Here is an 18,071-nt window from a genome sequence, read left to right as displayed (position 1 = left end):
TGCCGACCCTGCGGGTCGCCCTCTCCGCGCCGGGAGAGGGGAGGGGACTGCGTGGCGTTGCCATGGCTTAGAAGCCGGCCGGGGTGCGGGTGTGCCAGTCGCTGACCTGCTGGTACTGGTGCGCGACGTTGAGCAGGCGGCCTTCCTGGAAGTAGGGCGCGAGCAACTGGACACCCACCGGCAGGCCGTCGACGAAGCCGGCGGGCATGGACAGCCCCGGCAGGCCGGCGAGGTTGGCGGTGATGGTGTAGATGTCTTCCAGGTACTGGGAAACCGGGTCGTCGTTCTTCTCGCCGATCTTCCAGGCCGGGTTCGGCGTGGTCGGGCCGAGGATCACGTCCACTTCGGCAAAGGCGCTGACGAAGTCGTTCTTGATCAGCCGGCGAATCTTCTGAGCCTGCAGGTAATAGGCATCGTAGTAGCCGGCCGAGAGTGCGTAGGTGCCGACCATGATGCGGTTCTTCACTTCGCTGCCGAAGCCTTCCGCGCGCGAGCGCTTGTACAGGTCTTCCAGGTTCTGCGGGGCGTCGCAACGATAGCCATAGCGCACGCCGTCGAAGCGCGACAGGTTGGAGGACGCCTCGGCCGGCGCGATCACGTAGTAGGCCGGGATGGCGTGCTGCATGTTCGGCAGGGAAATGTCCTTCACCGTGGCGCCGAGCGTCTTCAGCTCCTCGACCACGGCCAGCACCGCGTCGGCGATGCGGCTGTCGAGGCCGGCGCCGAAGTATTCCCGCGGCAGGCCGATGCGCAGGCCGCTCAGCGGCTTCTGCAGGGCGGCCAGGTAGTCGTCCACCGGCTGTTCGACGCTGGTCGAGTCCTTCGGATCGAATCCGGCCATCACCCCCAGCATCAGCGCGCAGTCCTCGGCGGTGCGCGCCAGCGGGCCGCCCTGGTCGAGGCTGGAGGCGTAGGCGATCATGCCCCAGCGGGAAACCCGGCCGTAGGTTGGCTTGATCCCGGTGAGGTTGGTCAGCGCCGCCGGTTGGCGGATCGAGCCGCCGGTATCGGTGCCGGTGGCGGCCGGCAGCAGGCGCGCGGCGACTGCCGCGGCGGAACCGCCGGAGGAGCCGCCCGGCACGCGGTCGAGGCTCCAGGGGTTCTTCACCGCGCCGTAGTGGCTGGACTGGTTCGACGAGCCCATGGCGAATTCATCCATGTTCAGCTTGCCGAGGGTAACGGCGCCGGCGGCGGTGAGCTTCTCGACCACGGTGGCGTCGTAGGGCGAGACGAAGTTGTCGAGCATCTTCGAACCGCAGCTGGTGCGTACGCCCTGGGTGCAGAACAGGTCCTTGTGGGCGATCGGCGCGCCGAGCAGGGCGCCGTTCTCGCCGTTGGCGCGCCGTTCGTCGGCTGCCTTGGCCTGGGCGATGGCCAGGTCGTCGGTGATGCTGATGAAACTGTTGAGCTGGGGATCCAGCTGCCGGATGCGACCGAGCAGGGTGCGGGTCAGCTCTTCGGCGGAAAATTGCTTGTCGGCGAGGGCGCGGGCGATCTCGGCGAGGGTCAATTGATGCAGCATGTGTCCGCGTCCTTATGACTCGATGACTTTCGGAACCAGGTACAGACCTTCTTCCACGGCGGGGGCGATGGTCTGGTAGGCGTCGCGGTGATCGGTCTCGGTGACCGCGTCCGGGCGCAGGCGCTGGGTGGCTTCCAGCGGATGGGCGAGCGGTTCGACGCCGCTGGTGTCGACCGCCTGCATCTGGTCGATCAGGCCGAGGATGTTGTTCAGGGTCTCGGTGGTGCGCGGAAGATCGGCCTCGCTCAGGCCCAGGCGGGCGAGATGGGCGATTTTTTCCACGTCGGAGCGTTCAAGCGCCATCGGGAGTCTCCAGCAAAAGCGGCCTTGGAAGGGCGGCGGGGCGCCATGCGTTATATAAGGCAGGGAACGGATGCCGCGGTCGGCGGTCTAATTCCGCCTGGACGGGCCTTGTGGGGCCGGGAAAAGCCTGCAATTTAGCATATTGCCCGCCTTGCCCAAAATCCCCGTCGTTGTTAGAGTTTGCCGCACTTTTTTACCCGCGTATTTTTCACCCACGCTTCGCCTAGGGTTTCTTTCCCATGTTCAAAAAATTGCGTGGCATGTTTTCCAGCGATCTGTCGATCGACCTGGGTACTGCCAATACCCTTATTTATGTGCGCGAGCGCGGCATCGTCCTGAACGAACCGTCCGTGGTCGCCATTCGCAGCCATGGCAGCCAGAAGAGCGTCGTCGCCGTGGGCACCGAGGCCAAGCGCATGCTCGGCCGTACCCCGGGCAACATCGCCGCCATCCGTCCGATGAAAGACGGCGTGATCGCGGATTTCAGCGTCTGCGAGAAGATGCTGCAGTACTTCATCAACAAGGTCCACGAGAACAGCTTCCTGCAGCCCAGCCCACGCGTGCTGATCTGCGTGCCGTGCAAGTCCACCCAGGTTGAGCGCCGGGCCATCCGCGAATCCGCCCTGGGCGCCGGCGCCCGCGAGGTGTTCCTGATCGAAGAGCCGATGGCTGCCGCCATCGGCGCCGGCCTGCCGGTCGAGGAGGCCCGCGGCTCGATGGTCGTAGACATCGGCGGCGGCACTACCGAGATCGCCCTGATTTCCCTCAACGGTGTTGTCTACGCCGAATCCGTCCGCGTCGGCGGCGACCGCTTCGACGAAGCCATCGTCACCTACGTGCGCCGCAACTACGGCAGCCTGATCGGCGAATCCACCGCCGAGCGCATCAAGCAGGAGATCGGCACCGCCTTCCCGGGCGGCGACGTTCGCGAAGTCGACGTCCGCGGCCGCAACCTGGCCGAAGGCGTACCGCGCAGCTTCACCCTGAACTCCAACGAGGTCCTCGAGGCCCTGCAGGAGTCCCTGGCGACCATCGTCCAGGCGGTCAAGAGCGCCCTCGAGCAATCGCCGCCGGAGCTGGCCTCGGATATCGCCGAGCGCGGCCTGGTGTTGACCGGCGGTGGCGCGCTGCTGCGCGACCTGGACAAGCTGCTGGCACAGGAAACCGGCCTGCCGGTGATCGTCGCCGAGGAGCCGCTGACCTGCGTGGCTCGCGGCGGTGGCCGTGCGCTGGAGATGATGGACCGCCACTCCATGGACCTGCTCTCCACCGAGTAAGGTGGCGAGCATCGTCGCCTAGGAGCGGATCATCAAACCGCTATTCTCCAAAGGCCCGTCGCTGGGCGTTCGCCTGTTGGTGCTGGCCGTGCTGTCGGTCAGCCTGATGGTGGTGGACGCCCGGTTCGACTATCTGGAGCCCGTCCGTAGCAAGCTGGGGATGGTGCTCACGCCTTTCTACGGCCTGGCGGAAATGCCGGTGCGCGCCTGGGAAGGCGTGCGCGACCAGTTCAGCAGCCGTAGCGAGCTGATCGCCGAGAACGAACGCCTCAAGGCCGAGTCCCTGCTGATGCAGCGCCGGGTGCAGAAACTCGCCGCGCTCACCGAGCAGAACGTGCGCCTGCGCGAGCTGCTCAATTCCGCCGCGCTGGTCGACGACAAGGTACTGGTCAGCGAGCTGATCGGCGTCGATCCGAACCCCTTCACCCAACGCATCATGATCGACAAGGGCGAGAACGACGGCGTCTTCGTCGGCCAGCCGGTGCTCGATGCCAGCGGCCTGATGGGCCAGGTGGTCGAGGTGATGCCCTATACCGCGCGGGTCCTGCTGCTCACCGACACCACCCACAGTATCCCGGTGCAGGTCAATCGCAACGGCCTGCGCGCCATCGCCGTCGGCACCGGCAATCCCGAGCGCCTGGAATTGCGCTACGTCGCCGACACCGCCGACATCAAGGAAGGCGACCTACTGGTCAGCTCCGGCCTGGGGCAACGCTTCCCCGCCGGCTATCCGGTGGCCACGGTCAAGGAAGTGATCCACGATTCCGGCCAGCCGTTCGCCGTGGTGCGCGCGGTGCCGACCGCGAAGATGAACCGTAGCCGCTACGTGCTGCTGGTGTTCAGCGACAGCCGCACCCCGGAACAGCGCGCCAACGACGCCGCCGAGGCCCAGGAAGAGGCGGACAAGAAAGCCGCCGCCGGCGCCCAGGCGCCCCAGCCTGCCGCGCAACCGGCCGCCGCGCCGTCGCCGGCCACCCCGGCAGCCCAGGGCGCTGCGCAGCAGCCCGCCGCCGCGCCCGCGCCAGCTCCCACGCAGCCTGCCGCTCCGGCGGCCAACGGGGGGCGCCGCTGATGGCTCGCGCGACCCAGGGTTCGAACAATGTCTGGGTGATCTGGCTGAGCCTGCTGGTCGGGCTGGTGCTGGCCGTAGCGCCGATGCCTACCTTCACCGAGATCGGCCGCCCGCTGTGGCTGGCGATGCTGCTGACCTACTGGGTGTTGCTGCTGCCCGAGCGCGTCGGGATGGTCACCGCCTGGCTGCTCGGCCTGGCCCAGGATGTGCTCTACGGCAACCTGCTCGGGCAGAACGCGCTGATCCTCGGCCTGATCACCTTCCTCGTGCTGTCCCTGCACCAGCGCCTGCGCATGTTCCCGGCCTGGCAGCAGTGCCTGGTGCTGGTGGTGGTCTACGGCCTGGCGCAGCTGCTCCAGCTCTGGCTCAACGCCCTGACCGGCAATCGCCCGCCGACCCTGACCTTCCTGCTTCCGGCCCTGGTCAGCGCGCTGCTCTGGCCCTGGGTGTACGCCCTGCTGCAGTTCGTCCGTCTGCGTCTCAACGTGAGGTAGGTCCGCTTCGCAGCTATGCTGCGGCGGATACGTCATTCTTCGAAACGGGTGATCGGCGCATCGCCCGACGCGTTTCCCGGGAGCCTCCATGCCGTCGCTGTATCTCGCCTCCGCCTCGCCCCGTCGCCGTGAACTGCTGACCCAGATCGGCGTTCCGCTGTCCGTGCTCGCCACCGCTATCGACGAGTCCCCCTTGCCGAACGAAGCGCCCGCCGCCTACGTCGAGCGCCTGGCGCGCGGCAAGGCGGCCGCCGGGCTGGCTATGCTGGAAGGGCGCGGCGAGGACGGTTATGTCCTGGGCGCGGATACCTCGGTGGTGATCGACGGGCGAATTCTCGGCAAGCCCGTGGACCAGGCCGAGGGGCTGGCCATGCTGGCTGCGCTGTCCGGGCGCGAACACCAGGTTCTCACCGCCGTGGCCCTGGCCGCCGCTGGCGGCGTCGAGGCGCGGGTAGTGGAGTGCCGGGTGCGTTTCCGCCAGATCGCCCCGGAAGAAGCGCTGCGCTACTGGCAGAGCGGCGAGCCGGCGGACAAGGCGGGCGGATATGCGATCCAGGGCCTCGGGGCGATATTCGTCAGCCGCATCGAAGGCAGTTACAGTGCGGTGGTCGGGCTGCCTTTGTGTGAAACTGCGGAACTGTTGAGGGAATTCGGCATCCCTTGCTGGCAGCCCGTGGGTGGCAACCCGCCGTAACGCCTAACGCGCCGAAATAAGGACAGTGGACGCATGAGCGAAGAGATCCTGATCAATATCACGCCGATGGAGTCGCGCGTGGCGGTGGTGGAAAACGGCGTCCTGCAGGAAGTGCATGTCGAACGCACCCAGCGGCGCGGCATCGTCGGCAATATCTACAAGGGGCGGGTGGTACGGGTACTGCCGGGGATGCAGGCGGCGTTCGTCGACATCGGCCTGGAACGTGCGGCGTTCATCCATGCCGCCGAGATATCCAATCGCGAAGGCAGTGCCGTGGAAAGCATCAGTGCCCTGGTCCATGAGGGGCAGGCGCTGGTGGTGCAGGTGACCAAGGATCCGATCGGCACCAAGGGCGCACGGCTGACCACCCACCTGTCGATTCCTTCGCGCTATCTGGTGTACATGCCGCGCACCAGTCATGTCGGGATATCCCTGCGGATCGAGGACGAAGTCGAGCGCGAGCGCCTGAAGAAGGTGGTGGCCGACTGCGTGGCGGCGGAAGGCATCGAGGGGCAGGGCGGCTTCATCCTGCGCACCGCCGCGGAAGGCGCGGGCGAGGACGAGATTCTCGCCGACATCCGCTACCTTCGCCGGCTATGGGACCAGATCGCCGCGCAGATCCAGACCGTCGGCGCGCCTTCGGTGATCTACGAAGACCTGTCCCTGGCGATCCGTACCCTGCGCGACCTGGTGAACCCGCGGATCGAGAAGATCCGCATCGACTCGCGAGAGAACTTCCAGAAGATCACTTCCTTCGTCGAAGAATTGATGCCGGAGATTTCCGATCGCCTCGAACACTACCCGGGCGAGCGACCGATCTTCGATCTCTACGGCGTCGAGGACGAAATCCAGAAAGCCCTGGAGCGCAAGGTACTGCTGAAGTCCGGCGGCTACCTGATCGTCGATCCGACCGAGGCGATGACCACCATCGACGTGAACACCGGCGCCTTCGTCGGCCATCGCAACCTCGAGGAAACCATCTTCAAGACCAACCTCGAGGCGGCCACCGCGATCGCCCGCCAACTGCGCCTGCGCAACCTGGGCGGGATCATCATCATCGACTTCATCGACATGGAGGACGAGGAGCATCGCCGGCAGGTCCTGCGCACCCTGGAGAAGCAACTGGAGCGCGACCACGCGAAGACCAACATCATCGGCATCACCGAGTTGGGCCTGGTGCAGATGACCCGCAAGCGCACCCGCGAAAGCCTGGTGCAGATCCTCTGCGAGCCGTGCCCCTGCTGCCAGGGACGCGGCATGCTGAAGACTGCGGAAACCACCTGCTACGAGATTTTCCGCGAGATTCTCCGCGAGGCACGTGCCTACCAGGCCGACTCCTACCTGGTGCTGGCCAACCAGAAGGTGGTGGACCGGCTGCTCGACGAGGAGTCGGGTAACGTCGCCGATCTCGAAGCGTTCATCGGCCGCACCATCAAGTTCCAGGTCGAGGCGATGTACTCGCAGGAGCAATATGACGTGGTCCTGCTCTGAGGCGTATGGCTGAAATGGCGGATGTGGGAAGCCTCGGAACGCGACTGCTACGGATCGTCCTGGGTCTGTGCGCCCTGGTACTGGTGCTGCTGGCGCTGTACGTCAGCCTTGGCCGGCAACTGGTGCCGCTGGTGGCCGAATACCGCCAGCAGCTGGAGGACGAAGCTGGCAAGCAACTCGGCATACCGGTGCGGATTGCCGAACTGACGGGCTCCTGGCGCGGCTTCGAGCCTCTGGTGGTAGCGCGCGACATTCAGGTCGGCGACGGCGAACAGAGTCTGCGCCTGGCGCGGGTGCGGCTGGCGCCGGACCTGCTCGGCAGCCTGCTGGCGCGCCAGGTGCGGATCGGCAGCCTGGAGCTGGAGGGACTCAAGCTGACCCTGCGCGAAGGCGAGGATGGCCAGTGGAGCCTGGATGGCCTGCCGCACAGCGACAAGCCCAGCGATCCCCGGAAACTCCTGCAATTCCTGCTGCAGACCCAACGCATCTCGCTGCTGGACAGTCAACTGGAGGTGGCGCCGCGGGGAAGCGCAGCGCTGTCGCTCAGCGCGGTCGGCGCGACCCTGCGCAGTTCATCGGTCGGTGGGCAGAGTCTCGATGCCCGCCTGCAACTGCCGGATGGCCAACCCCTGGCGCTGCACGCCGAAGGGCGGATCGACAGCGAGGACTGGCCGCGCAGCAGCGCCAGGTTCTATCTCAGCCTGCCGCAGAGCGACTGGGCGCAATGGTTGCCGGCCGGTCTGACCCAGGAATGGACGATCGTCCGGGCCAAGGCCGGCGGCGACTTCTGGTTCGACTGGCGCGACGGCAAGGCGCAACGGCTGGTGGCACGGCTGCTGGCGCCGCAGTTGAAGGCGTCGTATGCCGCGCGCAAGCCGGTGGAAATCAACGACCTGGGCATGAACCTGTTCTTCGATCGCGAAGCGCAGGGCTGGAAGGTTCGGGTCGGCGACCTGGCGGCGAATTTCGGCGAGCAGCGCTGGGGCGAGGTGGAGTTGCTGTTGCGTCGCGACCAGCAGAACAACGAGCCACACTGGAAGCTGCAGGCCGACCGCGTCGACCTGACGCCCCTGGTGCCGGCGATAGAAGCGCTGGCGCCGCTGCCGGACGCGGCGGCGGAGTGGGTGGCGGGCCTGAAGCCGAAGGGCATCCTGCACAACCTGAACGCCGATTTCTGGCCGCAGCGAGAGGTGCCCGAGCGGGTCAGCTACGCGACCAACCTGGAAAAGGTCGGTATCTCGGCGTTCCATGAGGTTCCGGCAGTGGAAAATGTCAGCGGCACCTTGACCGGCACCCTGGCTGGAGGCCAGCTCGACGCATCGGCGCAGGATTTCATGCTGCACCTGGCCAAGGTGTTTCCCGAGCCGTGGCGCTACCGCGAGGCTCGCACGCGGATGTTCTGGAGCCTGGACGACCGCGCCTTCACCCTCGGCAGCCACCTGATGCGGGTCGAGGGCGAGGAGGGCCGCCTGGCCGGCGACATGCTGATCCGCCTGATGCGCGATCCCGGCGCTGAAGACTACATGGACCTGCAGGTCGGCCTCAGCGACGGCGACGCGCGCTTCACCGCCAAGTACCTGCCGACCCAGTTGCCGGGAATGAACAAAAGCCTGGCGAACTGGTTGAAGACGGCGATCCGCAGTGGCCATGTCGAGCAGGGCTACTTCCAGTGGCAGGGCTCGCTGAACCGCGGCGCGGCGGCCGAAGCCCACGTCATGAACCTCTACTTCAAGGTCCGCGACGGCGAGCTGGCCTACCAGCCCGGCTGGCCCGTCCTGAGCAAAACGGTCGGCGAGGTGTTCGTCGAGGATTCCGGAGTCCGCGTGCTGGCCTCCAGCGGGAATCTGCTGAATTCCCGGGTCAGCGACGTCAAGGTCGACATTCCCCTCGGCCGTCCGGGACAGACGCCGCACCTGTATGTGGATGGGGCCGTCGACAGTAACCTGAAGGACGGCATCAAGCTGCTCCAGGAAGCGCCGATCCCGACCCGCAAGATCTTCGCCGGCTGGGAGGGCGATGGGCCCTTGCAGGGCCACCTGAAGCTGGATATTCCGCTGGACCACGACGAGGCCGGCAAGACCGGGGTGGTCGTGGATTTCTCCACCGTGGGCGCGACCCTGAAGATGCCCAGTCCGAAGCTGGATATGAGCGAAGTGAAGGGCGACTTCCGTTTCGACCTGGCCAAGGGCCTGAGCGCCCCGGCGGTGCAGGCCCGGGTGCTGGGCAGCGAGGTACGCGGGCGGATCGTCGCCGAGGGGCGCGGCGATGCGCGCACGCGCTTGCTGCTCAACGGCCAGGTGGCGGTCAAGTCGCTGAGCGACTGGCTCGGCGCTGGCCAGCGTCCGTTGCCGGTCTCGGGACGCCTGCCGTTCCAGCTCAACCTGCTGCTGGATGGCAAGGACAGCCAATTGCAGATCGATTCGGATCTCAAGGGCGCCGTCGTCGACCTGCCGGCGCCGTTCGGCAAGACGGCCGCCCAGGCGCGGCCGACCCAATGGCGGATGACCCTGGATGGCGCCGAACGACGTTACTGGGCGCGTTACGACGGCCTCGCCAGCCTGGCCTATGCGGCCCCGGCGGACAAGCCGCTGAACGGACGCGGCGCCCTGCGCCTGGGCGGTGACCCGGCGTTGCTGCCCTCGGCACAGGGGCTGCGGGTGCGCGGGCGTCTGGCGGAACTGGACTGGGACGCCTGGCAGGCCACCCTGAAGCGCTACGGCAACGGCGACCAGGCCGCCAGTAGCGCTGCGGGCCTGCTGCGCGGCGCCGACCTGCGCATCGACAGCTTCAAGGGCTTCGGCCAGGAGCTGAAGAACCTGACCGTCGACCTGGCCCGCCAGGAGCGGGCCTGGCAACTGGTGCTGGTCAGCGACCTCGCATCGGGGCGCCTGGTCCTGCCGGATGCCAGGGGCGCGCCGATCGTGGTCGATCTGGACCGCCTGAACCTGCCGAAGTCGACCCTTCCCGACGAGAACAAGGTGGAGGACTCGGACCCGCTGGCCGCCGTCGATCCGCGCAGCCTGCCGGCGGTAGACGTGAAGATCGGCCAGGTCGCCCTCGGCGGCCAGCCGCTGGGCGCCTGGAGCCTGAAGGTACGGCCGGGCAGCAACGGCGTGGCGTTCAACGACCTGGACCTCGACCTGCGTGGCCTGCACGTCAACGGCAGCCTGCGTTGGGACGGCAGTCCGGGCAATACCCGCAGCACCTATCAGGGCCGGATCGAGGGCAAGAACCTGGCGGATGTGCTCAAGGCCTGGAATTTCGCGCCGAGTGCCACCAGCGAACGTTTCCGCATGGATATCAACGGCCAGTGGCCGGGATCGCCGGCCTACATGGCCCTGAAGCGCTTCAGCGGCAGCATGGATGCATCGCTGCGCAAGGGGCAGTTCGTCGAGGTCGAAGGCAGCGCCCAGGCGCTGCGAGTGTTTGGCCTGCTCAATTTCAACGCGATCAACCGCCGGCTGCGCCTGGATTTCTCGGACATCCTCGGCAAGGGACTGAGCTATGACCGGGTGAAGGGGGTTCTCTCCGCCACCGACGGCGTCTACGTCACCCGCGAGCCGCTGAAGCTGGAAGGACCGTCGAGCAACCTGGAGTTGAACGGTACCCTGGACCTGGCTCACGATCGGATCGACGCCAAGCTGCTGGTGACCTTGCCATTGACCAACAACCTGACCCTGGCGGCACTGATAGTCGGCGGTCCGGCGGTCGGCGGCGCGGTCTTCGTCGTCGACAAGTTGCTCGGCGACCGGGTCTCGCGCTTCGCCAGCGTGCAATACAGCGTCAAGGGCCCCTGGCAGGATCCGAAGATCAGCTTCGACAAGCCATTCGAGAAGCCCCGCTGAGCGGCGCCCGGTGCTGCGACGCGGCGCTTTCGTCCGCAAGGAGGAACCATGTCCATTGCCGTGATCCAGATGGTCAGCCAGGACGACGTGACGGCCAACCTGGCCGCCGCCCGTCGCTTGCTGGAACAGGCCGCCGAGGGCGGGGCGCGGCTCGCCGTGCTACCGGAAAACTTCGCCGCCATGGGCCGGCGCGACCTGGCCGAACTGGGGCGCGCCGAGGCGCGGGGGAACGGGCCTATCCTGCCGTGGTTGAATTCCGCCGCTCGCGACCTCAGGTTGTGGATAGTCGCCGGAACGTTGCCGCTGCCGCCGGATGGGCAACCCGAGGCGAAGGCGAATGCCTGTTCGCTGCTGATCGACGAGCACGGAGAGCGGGTCGCCCGCTACGACAAGCTGCACCTGTTCGATGTGGATGTAGCCGATGCGCGGGGCCGCTATCGTGAATCCGACGACTATGCTTTCGGTCAGAAGATCGTGGTGGCGGATACGCCGGTCGGCCGCCTCGGCCTGACGGTCTGCTACGACCTGCGTTTTCCGGAGCTCTATACCGCCCTGCGCGAGGCCGGCGCGGAACTGATCACGGCGCCGTCGGCGTTCACCGCGGTGACCGGCGCGGCGCACTGGCAGGTACTGGTCCGCGCCCGTGCCATCGAGACCCAGTGCTACCTGCTGGCGGCCGGACAGGGTGGCGTTCACCCACGGGGCCGGGAGACGTTCGGCCATTCGGCCATCGTCGATCCCTGGGGCCGGGTCCTGGCCGAGCGGCCGCAGGGCGAAGCGGTGCTGCTGGCGGTGCGCGACGCCGCAGAACAGGCGGATATCCGCCGGCGCATGCCGGTGGTGGCGCACAGACGATTTTTCCCGCCGGCCGAACCGCGGCCGGCGCGTACGGAGTGAATATGAGCGAGTTGTTGTCATCCGTCAGCCAGCAATTGCTGGCCCCCGGTGGTCTGGAACTGGACAGCCTGCCCGGCATTCTTCATGAACTGAACGGCCCGGGCATCGATGCCGCCGACCTATATTTCCAGAGTCAGGTCTCCGAGTCGTGGATGCTCGAGGACGGCATCGTCAAGGAAGGCAGCTTCAATCTCGACCAGGGTGTCGGGGTACGCGCGCAGTCGGGCGAGAAGACCGGCTTCGCCTATAGCAATGCGATCACCGCCGAGGCGTTGAAACAGGCCGCGGTGGCGGCCCGTTCGATTTCCCGTGCGGGACAGAACGGCAGCGTGCAGGCGTTCAAGGCCGTGGTGCCGGCTCGCCTGTACGCCGGCGAGAACCCGCTGGACGTGCTCAGCCGTGCCGAGAAGGTCGAGTTGCTGAAGCAGATCGACGCCGCTACCCGTGCGCTCGATCCCCGCATCCAGCAGGTCACGGTGAGCATGGCCGGCGTCTGGGAGCAGATCCTGGTAGCGGCCAGCGACGGTTCGCTGGCCGCCGACATTCGTCCGCTGGTGCGTTTCAACGTCAGCGTGATCGTCGAACAGAACGGCCGACGCGAACGCGGCGGCCACGGCGGCGGCGGTCGCACCGACTATCGCTATTTCCTCCAGGAGGATCGTGCCATGGGCTACGCCCGCGAGGCCCTGCGTCAGGCACTGGTCAACCTCGAGGCGATTCCCGCGCCGGCCGGCACCCTGCCGGTGGTGATGGGCGCGGGTTGGTCCGGGGTCCTGCTCCACGAAGCGGTCGGCCACGGCCTGGAGGGCGACTTCAACCGCAAGGGCAGCTCCGCCTACAGCGGCCGGGTCGGCGAAAAGGTCGCCTCGAGCCTGTGCACCATCGTCGACGACGGCACCCTGGCCGGGCGTCGCGGCTCGCTGAGCGTGGATGACGAAGGCACGCCGAGCAACTGCAACGTGCTGATCGAGAACGGCGTGCTCAAGGGCTACATGCAGGACAAGCTCAACGCCCGCCTGATGGGTGTGGCGCGCACCGGTAACGGCCGCCGCGAGTCCTACGCGCACCTGCCGATGCCACGCATGACCAACACCTACATGCTGGCCGGCGAGAGCGATCCGCAGGAAATCATCGCCTCGGTGGAGAAGGGTATCTACTGCGCCAACCTCGGCGGTGGCCAGGTCGATATCACCAGCGGCAAGTTCGTGTTCTCCACCAGCGAGGCCTACCTGATCGAGAACGGCAGGATCACCACCCCGGTGAAAGGCGCCACCCTGATCGGCAACGGTCCGGAAGCGATGAGCCGGGTGTCCATGGTCGGCAACGACCTGGCCCTGGACAGTGGCGTGGGAACCTGCGGGAAGGACGGTCAGTCGGTGCCGGTCGGCGTCGGCCAGCCGACCCTGAAGATCGATGCGATCACCGTCGGCGGCACCGGCGCCTGAGGCATGGCCCGGGCGCCGGCGCGGCGAAACCTAGCGCAGGCCGCGCTTGGTTTCGTCCAGTTCGCGGATGTACTTGAACACTTTGCGTGCGGCGGCCGGCGGTTTGTTGTGCGCGGCCTCGTGCTGGGCGTGGCGGACCAGGCCGCGCAGGTGCTGGCGATCGCACTCGGGGAACTCCCCGACGAAGGCGTCGAGCGCTGCGTCGCCGCCGGCGATCAACTGGTCGCGCCAACGTTCGAGGGCATGGAAACGTTCGTTGTACTGGCGGGTGGAGGAGTCCACCTGGTCGATGAGGGCGACGATGGCGTCCACGTCCTGGTCGCGCATCAGTTTGCCGATGTACTGGATATGCCGTTTGCGGGCGATGTGCGCCTTGTGCTTCGGCGCCTCGAGCAGCGCCTTGCGTAGCGGGTCGGTGAGCGGCAGGCGCTCCAGCAACTGCGGTTGCAGGGTGGTCAGGCGCTCGCCGAGGTCCTGCAGGGCATGCAGCTCGCGTTTGATCTGCGACTTGCTCTTCTCTTCGAATTGCGAGTCGTCGTCGTGAAATTCAGCCATGGTGGTGGTCCAGTGGAAAACGCCGCCATGATAACGAGTCAGGGGCCGCTTGTCCGGCCCGGCCGCGTGGGCGGCCACGTCAACAGGAGAGTCAACAGATGAGTCTACATGCCGCGGCAGTCGGTCCCTCCGTGCTTCCGGACCTTCGCGAGCAGGTCGAGCAGATCATCGCCGAGGCCCGCCGCCAGGGCGCCAGTGCCTGCGAAGTGGCGGTGTCGCTGGAGCAGGGCCTGTCCACCAGCGTGCGCCAGGGCGAGGTGGAAACCGTCGAGTTCAACCGTGACCAAGGTTTCGGCATCACCCTCTACGCAGGCCAGCGCAAGGGCTCGGCGAGCACCTCGGCGACCGGCGAGGCGGCCATCCGCGAGACGGTGGCGGCGGCGCTGGCGATCGCCCGCCATACCTCCGAGGACGAATGCGCCGGTCTCGCCGATGCCGCGTTGATGGCCCGCGAGTTGCCCGAGCTGGACCTCTATCATCCATGGAGCCTGAGTCCCGAGCAGGCTGTGGAACGAGCCCTGGCTTGCGAGGCAGCGGCGTTCGCCGCCGACAAGCGGGTGACCAAGGCCGACGGCACTACCCTGAATACCCACCAGGGTTGCCGGGTATACGGTAACAGCCACGGTTTCATCGGTGGTTACGCCAGCACCCGGCACAGCCTCAGCTGCGTGATGATCGCCGAGGGCGAAGGACAGATGCAGCGTGACTATTGGTATGACGTCAACCGCCGTGGCGAGGCCTTGGCCAGCGCCGAGTCGATCGGCCGGCGCGCCGCCGAGCGCGCCGCCAGCCGACTGGGCGCGCGGCCGGTGCAGACCGCCGAAGTGCCGGTGCTGTTCGCTCCGGAAATCGCTGTTGGCCTGTTCGGCCATTTCCTCGGGGCGATCTCAGGCGGCAGCCTGTATCGCAAGTCATCCTTCCTCGAAGGCGCGCTGGGCCAGCGCCTGTTTCCCGAGTGGCTGAGCATCGACGAGCGGCCGCACCTGGTCGGCGCGCTCGGCAGCGCCAGCTTCGATAGCGACGGCCTGGCCACCTACGCCAAGCCATTCGTCGAGAACGGCGAACTGGTGTCCTATGTCCTGGGCACCTATTCCGGGCGCAAGCTCGGCCTGCCGAGCACGGCCAACGCCGGCGGCGTGCATAACCTGTTCGTCAGCCATGGCGACGAGGACCAGGCCGCTCTCATACGCAGGATGGGGCGTGGCCTGCTGGTCACCGAGTTGATGGGGCAGGGCGTCAACCTGGTGACCGGCGATTATTCCCGCGGCGCCGCCGGCTACTGGGTCGAGAACGGCGAGATCCAGTTCCCGGTCCAGGAAGTCACCATCGCCGCCAACCTGCGCGACCTGTTCCGCCGTATCGTCGCGGTCGGCAAGGACATCGAACGGCGCGGCAACCTGCATACCGGTTCTGTACTGGTCGAGTCGATGATGGTGGCCGGGCGCTGAGGCCGGGTTTCCCTCTATAAAACGCCAGCGCTCGTCGCTGGCGTTTTCGTTTCCGCCTGTTCAATTGTCCGCCTCTATGGGGACCATGCTTGTCTTTTGCTAAGAAGAAAACAATAATCAATCTCATTATCGTCTGGTGAGGTTGCCATGTCCTTCGAGGCGCACGACCCGCAAGCATTGGATCACTGGTACTGGCTGGGCACGCAGATCCGCTGCGCGCTCGATCCCGACGAACCGCGCCTGCTCGACCAGTACCTCGGCGAGGCGCGCTATCTCGCCGGTTGGGAAGGTGTGGCCGCCTGGCCGCTGTTCGAGAAAGCCTACAACCTCCTGCTCGATACCGGTCGCGATCCGATATTGCCCTGGCACTGGCGCAGCCTCTGCCTCGACTACGCCTACCGGCCCCTCTGCGAACTTCAGCGACTGACCACCAACGGCAGCCAGCGACGCCGGCTGCGCAAGCTCTCCGTACGAATGGCCAGGCAGGACCTGGCGCCGTCGATGAGCTTCGATCACCCGCAACAAGGAAACCAAGATGACTGACACCCGCATCGAACGCGACAGCATGGGCGAACTGGCGGTCCCGGCGACCGCCCTCTATGGCGCCCAGACCCAGCGCGCGGTGAACAACTTCCCGGTCAGCGGCCAACGCATGCCCCAGGCCTTCGTCCGCGCCCTGCTGCTGGCCAAGGCCGCGGCGGCGCGGGCGAACGTCTCCCTGCAGCAACTGGATGCACCGATGGGCGAGGCGATCGCCGAGACCTGCCTGCAACTGCTGCAGGAGGACTTCATGCAGCATTTCCCGGTGGATGTGTTCCAGACCGGCTCCGGCACCAGTTCCAACATGAACGCCAACGAAGTGGTGGCGACCCTGGCCAGTCGTCGCCTGGGCGGCAAGGTCAATCCGAACGACCATGTGAACTGCGGGCAGAGCAGCAACGACATCATTCCCTCGACCATCCACATCAGTGCCGCCCTCGAGATCAGCGAACGCCTGCTGCCGGCGCTGCGCCACCTGGAGCAGACTATCCAGAGCAAGGCCGGCGAAGTGCATGCCTATGTGAAGACCGGCCGCACCCACCTGATGGATGCGATGCCGGTACGCATGAGCCAGGTGCTCGGTGGCTGGGCGCAGCAGGTGCGACAGGCCGGCGTGCACATCGAGAGCGTACTTCCTGCCTTGCAGCAGTTGGCACAGGGCGGCACCGCGGTGGGCACCGGGATCAACGCCCATCCTCGGTTCGCCGAACGTTTCAGCCAGGAGCTGAACGACCTGACCGGGCTGGCGTTCCGCCCCGGCGACGACTTCTTCGCCCTGATCGGTTCGCAGGACACCGCGGTCGCTGCGTCCGGCCAGTTGAAGACCCTGGCGGTGACCCTGATGAAGCTGGCCAACGACCTGCGCTGGATGAACTCCGGGCCGCTTGCCGGGCTCGGCGAGATCGAGCTGGAAGCGCTGCAACCAGGCTCCTCGATCATGCCCGGCAAGGTCAACCCGGTGATCCCGGAGGCCACCGCGATGGTCGCCGCCCAGGTGATCGGCAATGACGCCGCCATTGCCGTCGCTGGCCAATCGGGCAACTTCGAACTGAACGTGATGCTGCCGCTGGTGGCGGACAACCTGTTGCACAGCATCCAGTTGCTGGCCAACGTCAGCCGGCTGCTGGCGGACAAGGCCATCGCCAGCTTCAAGGTCAACCAGGGCAAGCTCAGCGAGGCGTTGGCGCGCAACCCGATCCTGGTCACTGCGCTGAACCCGATCATCGGCTACCAGAAGGCTGCGGAAATCGCCAAGCAGGCCTATCGCGAGGGACGGCCGATCATCGATGTGGCGCTGGAAAACACCGATCTGGACCGTGCGCGCCTGGAGGTGTTGCTGGATCCGGAAAAACTCACGGCTGGCGGCCTCTGAGGCCGCCCCACCACTGGAGGTACCGCCATGCGTCATTGGCAACGAACGATCGAACAGGGCAACCGCTGTTTCGTCACCGGCGCATTGATCGATGCGCGTGAGCACTACCTCCATGCCCTGGCCCTGGCCCAGGTGCTGCTGGAACGCTGGGGCGACGCCGACGAGGCGGTGATGGCGTTCGTGATTTCCCATCACAACCTGGCCGACTTGCACCTGCAACTGGAGCAACCGGAGGAGACCGCAGAATACCTGTGCGCCTGCCACGAGCGCCTGTTGCGGGTCAGCGCCGACCAGAAGCTGCCGCTGGCCCTGCGCCAGGCGGCCCAGCATCACAGCCGGCGCACCTATGTCGAACTGCTGTCGTTCATCGGCGAACACGGTGCCTATCCGCGCACCGAGCGCCTGCTCAAGGGACCGCCGAACGCGGAGGTCCGACCCGAGTTCCTCGCTCCGCCCCCCTCACTTCGCTATCACTGACGGAGAGTTTCCATGCCCCACGCCTTGCCGCCCTTGCCTTACGCCTACGATGCCCTGGAACCGCACATCGATGCGCTGACCATGGAGATCCACCACAGCAAGCACCACCAGACCTATGTGAACAACCTGAACGCCGCGCTGGAAGGCACGCCCTATGCCGAGCAGCCGGTGGAAAGTCTGCTGCGGCAACTGGCTGGTCTGCCGGAGAAGCTGCGCACCCCGGTTGTCAACAATGGCGGTGGGCATGCCAACCACTCGCTGTTCTGGACCGTGATGTCGCCCCAGGGCGGTGGCCGTCCCGATGGCGACCTGGGGCGGGCCATCGATGAGCAGCTCGGGGGCTTCGAGGCGTTCAAGGATGCGTTCACCAAGGCTGCGCTGACCCGCTTCGGCAGCGGCTGGGCCTGGCTCAGCGTGACTCCCCAGGGCAGCTTGCTGGTGGAGAGCAGCGGCAACCAGGACAGCCCGCTGATGAACGGCAATACGCCGATCCTCGGCCTGGACGTATGGGAGCACGCCTATTACCTGAAGTACCAGAACCGCCGCCCGGAATACATCGGCGCTTTCTACAACGTGATCGACTGGCGGGAGGTCGCGCGTCGCTATGCGCAAGCCCTGGCCTAGTGTTACCCGTGATGC

The 18,071-nt window shown here is 66.6% G+C and carries 16 protein-coding genes; 13 read left to right on the top strand and 3 right to left on the bottom strand.

Annotation, left to right across the window (positions count from 1 at the left end; all coding sequences use genetic code 11):
- Positions 1-67 precede the first annotated feature (67 nt).
- Together gatA and gatC are read right to left on the bottom strand one after the other, a co-directional pair.
- Positions 68-1,522, bottom strand: coding sequence for an Asp-tRNA(Asn)/Glu-tRNA(Gln) amidotransferase subunit GatA (gatA, locus tag ACI766_RS24225; protein WP_003112871.1), 1,455 nt, complete (start codon positions 1,520-1,522; stop codon positions 68-70).
- Between the two features lie 12 nt (positions 1,523-1,534).
- Positions 1,535-1,825: an Asp-tRNA(Asn)/Glu-tRNA(Gln) amidotransferase subunit GatC gene (gatC, locus tag ACI766_RS24220; protein WP_003106543.1), complete on the bottom strand. Its 291-nt coding sequence runs from the start codon at positions 1,823-1,825 to the stop codon at positions 1,535-1,537.
- Between the two features lie 239 nt (positions 1,826-2,064).
- On the opposite strand from gatC, the gene mreB reads away from it, so the two are divergent.
- The 8 genes from mreB to tldD all read left to right on the top strand — a co-directional run bounded on the left by mreB (position 2,065) and on the right by tldD (position 13,040).
- Positions 2,065-3,102 carry a rod shape-determining protein MreB gene (mreB, locus tag ACI766_RS24215; protein ID WP_003094393.1) on the top strand — a complete coding sequence of 346 codons (1,038 nt, stop codon included), beginning with the start codon at positions 2,065-2,067 and terminating at the stop codon, positions 3,100-3,102.
- Between the two features lie 79 nt (positions 3,103-3,181).
- On the top strand, positions 3,182-4,174 hold the full coding sequence (gene mreC / locus ACI766_RS24210) for a rod shape-determining protein MreC (RefSeq protein WP_003123307.1): 993 nt from the start codon (positions 3,182-3,184) through the stop codon (positions 4,172-4,174).
- Entirely contained in the window at positions 4,174-4,668 is a 495-nt protein-coding gene (gene mreD, locus ACI766_RS24205; protein ID WP_003094389.1) for a rod shape-determining protein MreD, read from the top strand. Before mreC ends, mreD begins: the two co-directional genes overlap by 1 nt.
- Before the next feature lie 88 nt (positions 4,669-4,756).
- Positions 4,757-5,362: a Maf family protein gene (locus ACI766_RS24200; protein ID WP_003162780.1), complete on the top strand. Its 606-nt coding sequence runs from the start codon at positions 4,757-4,759 to the stop codon at positions 5,360-5,362.
- A gap of 33 nt (positions 5,363-5,395) precedes the next feature.
- Positions 5,396-6,853: a ribonuclease G gene (rng, locus tag ACI766_RS24195; protein ID WP_003094386.1), complete on the top strand. Its 1,458-nt coding sequence runs from the start codon at positions 5,396-5,398 to the stop codon at positions 6,851-6,853.
- A gap of 14 nt (positions 6,854-6,867) precedes the next feature.
- Positions 6,868-10,698, top strand: a complete 3,831-nt coding sequence (locus ACI766_RS24190; RefSeq protein WP_023086634.1) for a YhdP family protein — start codon at positions 6,868-6,870, stop codon at positions 10,696-10,698.
- A gap of 48 nt (positions 10,699-10,746) precedes the next feature.
- Positions 10,747-11,595, top strand: coding sequence for a carbon-nitrogen hydrolase family protein (locus tag ACI766_RS24185; RefSeq protein ID WP_003112739.1), 849 nt, complete (start codon positions 10,747-10,749; stop codon positions 11,593-11,595).
- Positions 11,596-11,597: 2 nt separating this feature from the next.
- Positions 11,598-13,040: a metalloprotease TldD gene (gene tldD / locus ACI766_RS24180; protein WP_003098866.1), complete on the top strand. Its 1,443-nt coding sequence runs from the start codon at positions 11,598-11,600 to the stop codon at positions 13,038-13,040.
- Positions 13,041-13,070: 30 nt separating this feature from the next.
- Here tldD and yjgA read toward each other — a convergent pair whose 3' ends face one another.
- The gene (gene yjgA, locus ACI766_RS24175) at positions 13,071-13,595 is read right to left on the bottom strand and encodes a ribosome biogenesis factor YjgA (protein ID WP_003094378.1); all 525 of its coding nucleotides are present in this window, start codon (positions 13,593-13,595) and stop codon (positions 13,071-13,073) included.
- A gap of 98 nt (positions 13,596-13,693) precedes the next feature.
- Between yjgA and pmbA the strand changes: the two genes are divergently transcribed.
- The 5 genes from pmbA to ACI766_RS24150 all read left to right on the top strand — a co-directional run bounded on the left by pmbA (position 13,694) and on the right by ACI766_RS24150 (position 18,056).
- Positions 13,694-15,043, top strand: a complete 1,350-nt coding sequence (gene pmbA, locus ACI766_RS24170; protein ID WP_003110024.1) for a metalloprotease PmbA — start codon at positions 13,694-13,696, stop codon at positions 15,041-15,043.
- A gap of 147 nt (positions 15,044-15,190) precedes the next feature.
- Complete coding sequence (locus ACI766_RS24165) at positions 15,191-15,586, top strand: hypothetical protein (protein ID WP_003162782.1); 396 nt, start codon at positions 15,191-15,193, stop codon at positions 15,584-15,586.
- Positions 15,579-16,955: a class II fumarate hydratase FumC gene (gene fumC / locus ACI766_RS24160; RefSeq protein WP_003098863.1), complete on the top strand. Its 1,377-nt coding sequence runs from the start codon at positions 15,579-15,581 to the stop codon at positions 16,953-16,955. Before ACI766_RS24165 ends, fumC begins: the two co-directional genes overlap by 8 nt.
- Before the next feature lie 27 nt (positions 16,956-16,982).
- Entirely contained in the window at positions 16,983-17,432 is a 450-nt protein-coding gene (locus tag ACI766_RS24155) for a hypothetical protein (RefSeq protein ID WP_003094369.1), read from the top strand.
- 12 nt (positions 17,433-17,444) lie between these two features.
- Positions 17,445-18,056, top strand: a complete 612-nt coding sequence (locus ACI766_RS24150) for a superoxide dismutase (RefSeq protein ID WP_003098862.1) — start codon at positions 17,445-17,447, stop codon at positions 18,054-18,056.
- Positions 18,057-18,071: the final 15 nt, after the last annotated feature.

The organism is Pseudomonas sp. DL (assembly GCF_047199225.1).
GTDB lineage: Bacteria > Pseudomonadota > Gammaproteobacteria > Pseudomonadales > Pseudomonadaceae > Pseudomonas > Pseudomonas aeruginosa.
The sequence above is the reverse complement of the archived record's forward strand: the minus strand, read 5'-3'. Positions and strand labels throughout refer to the sequence as shown.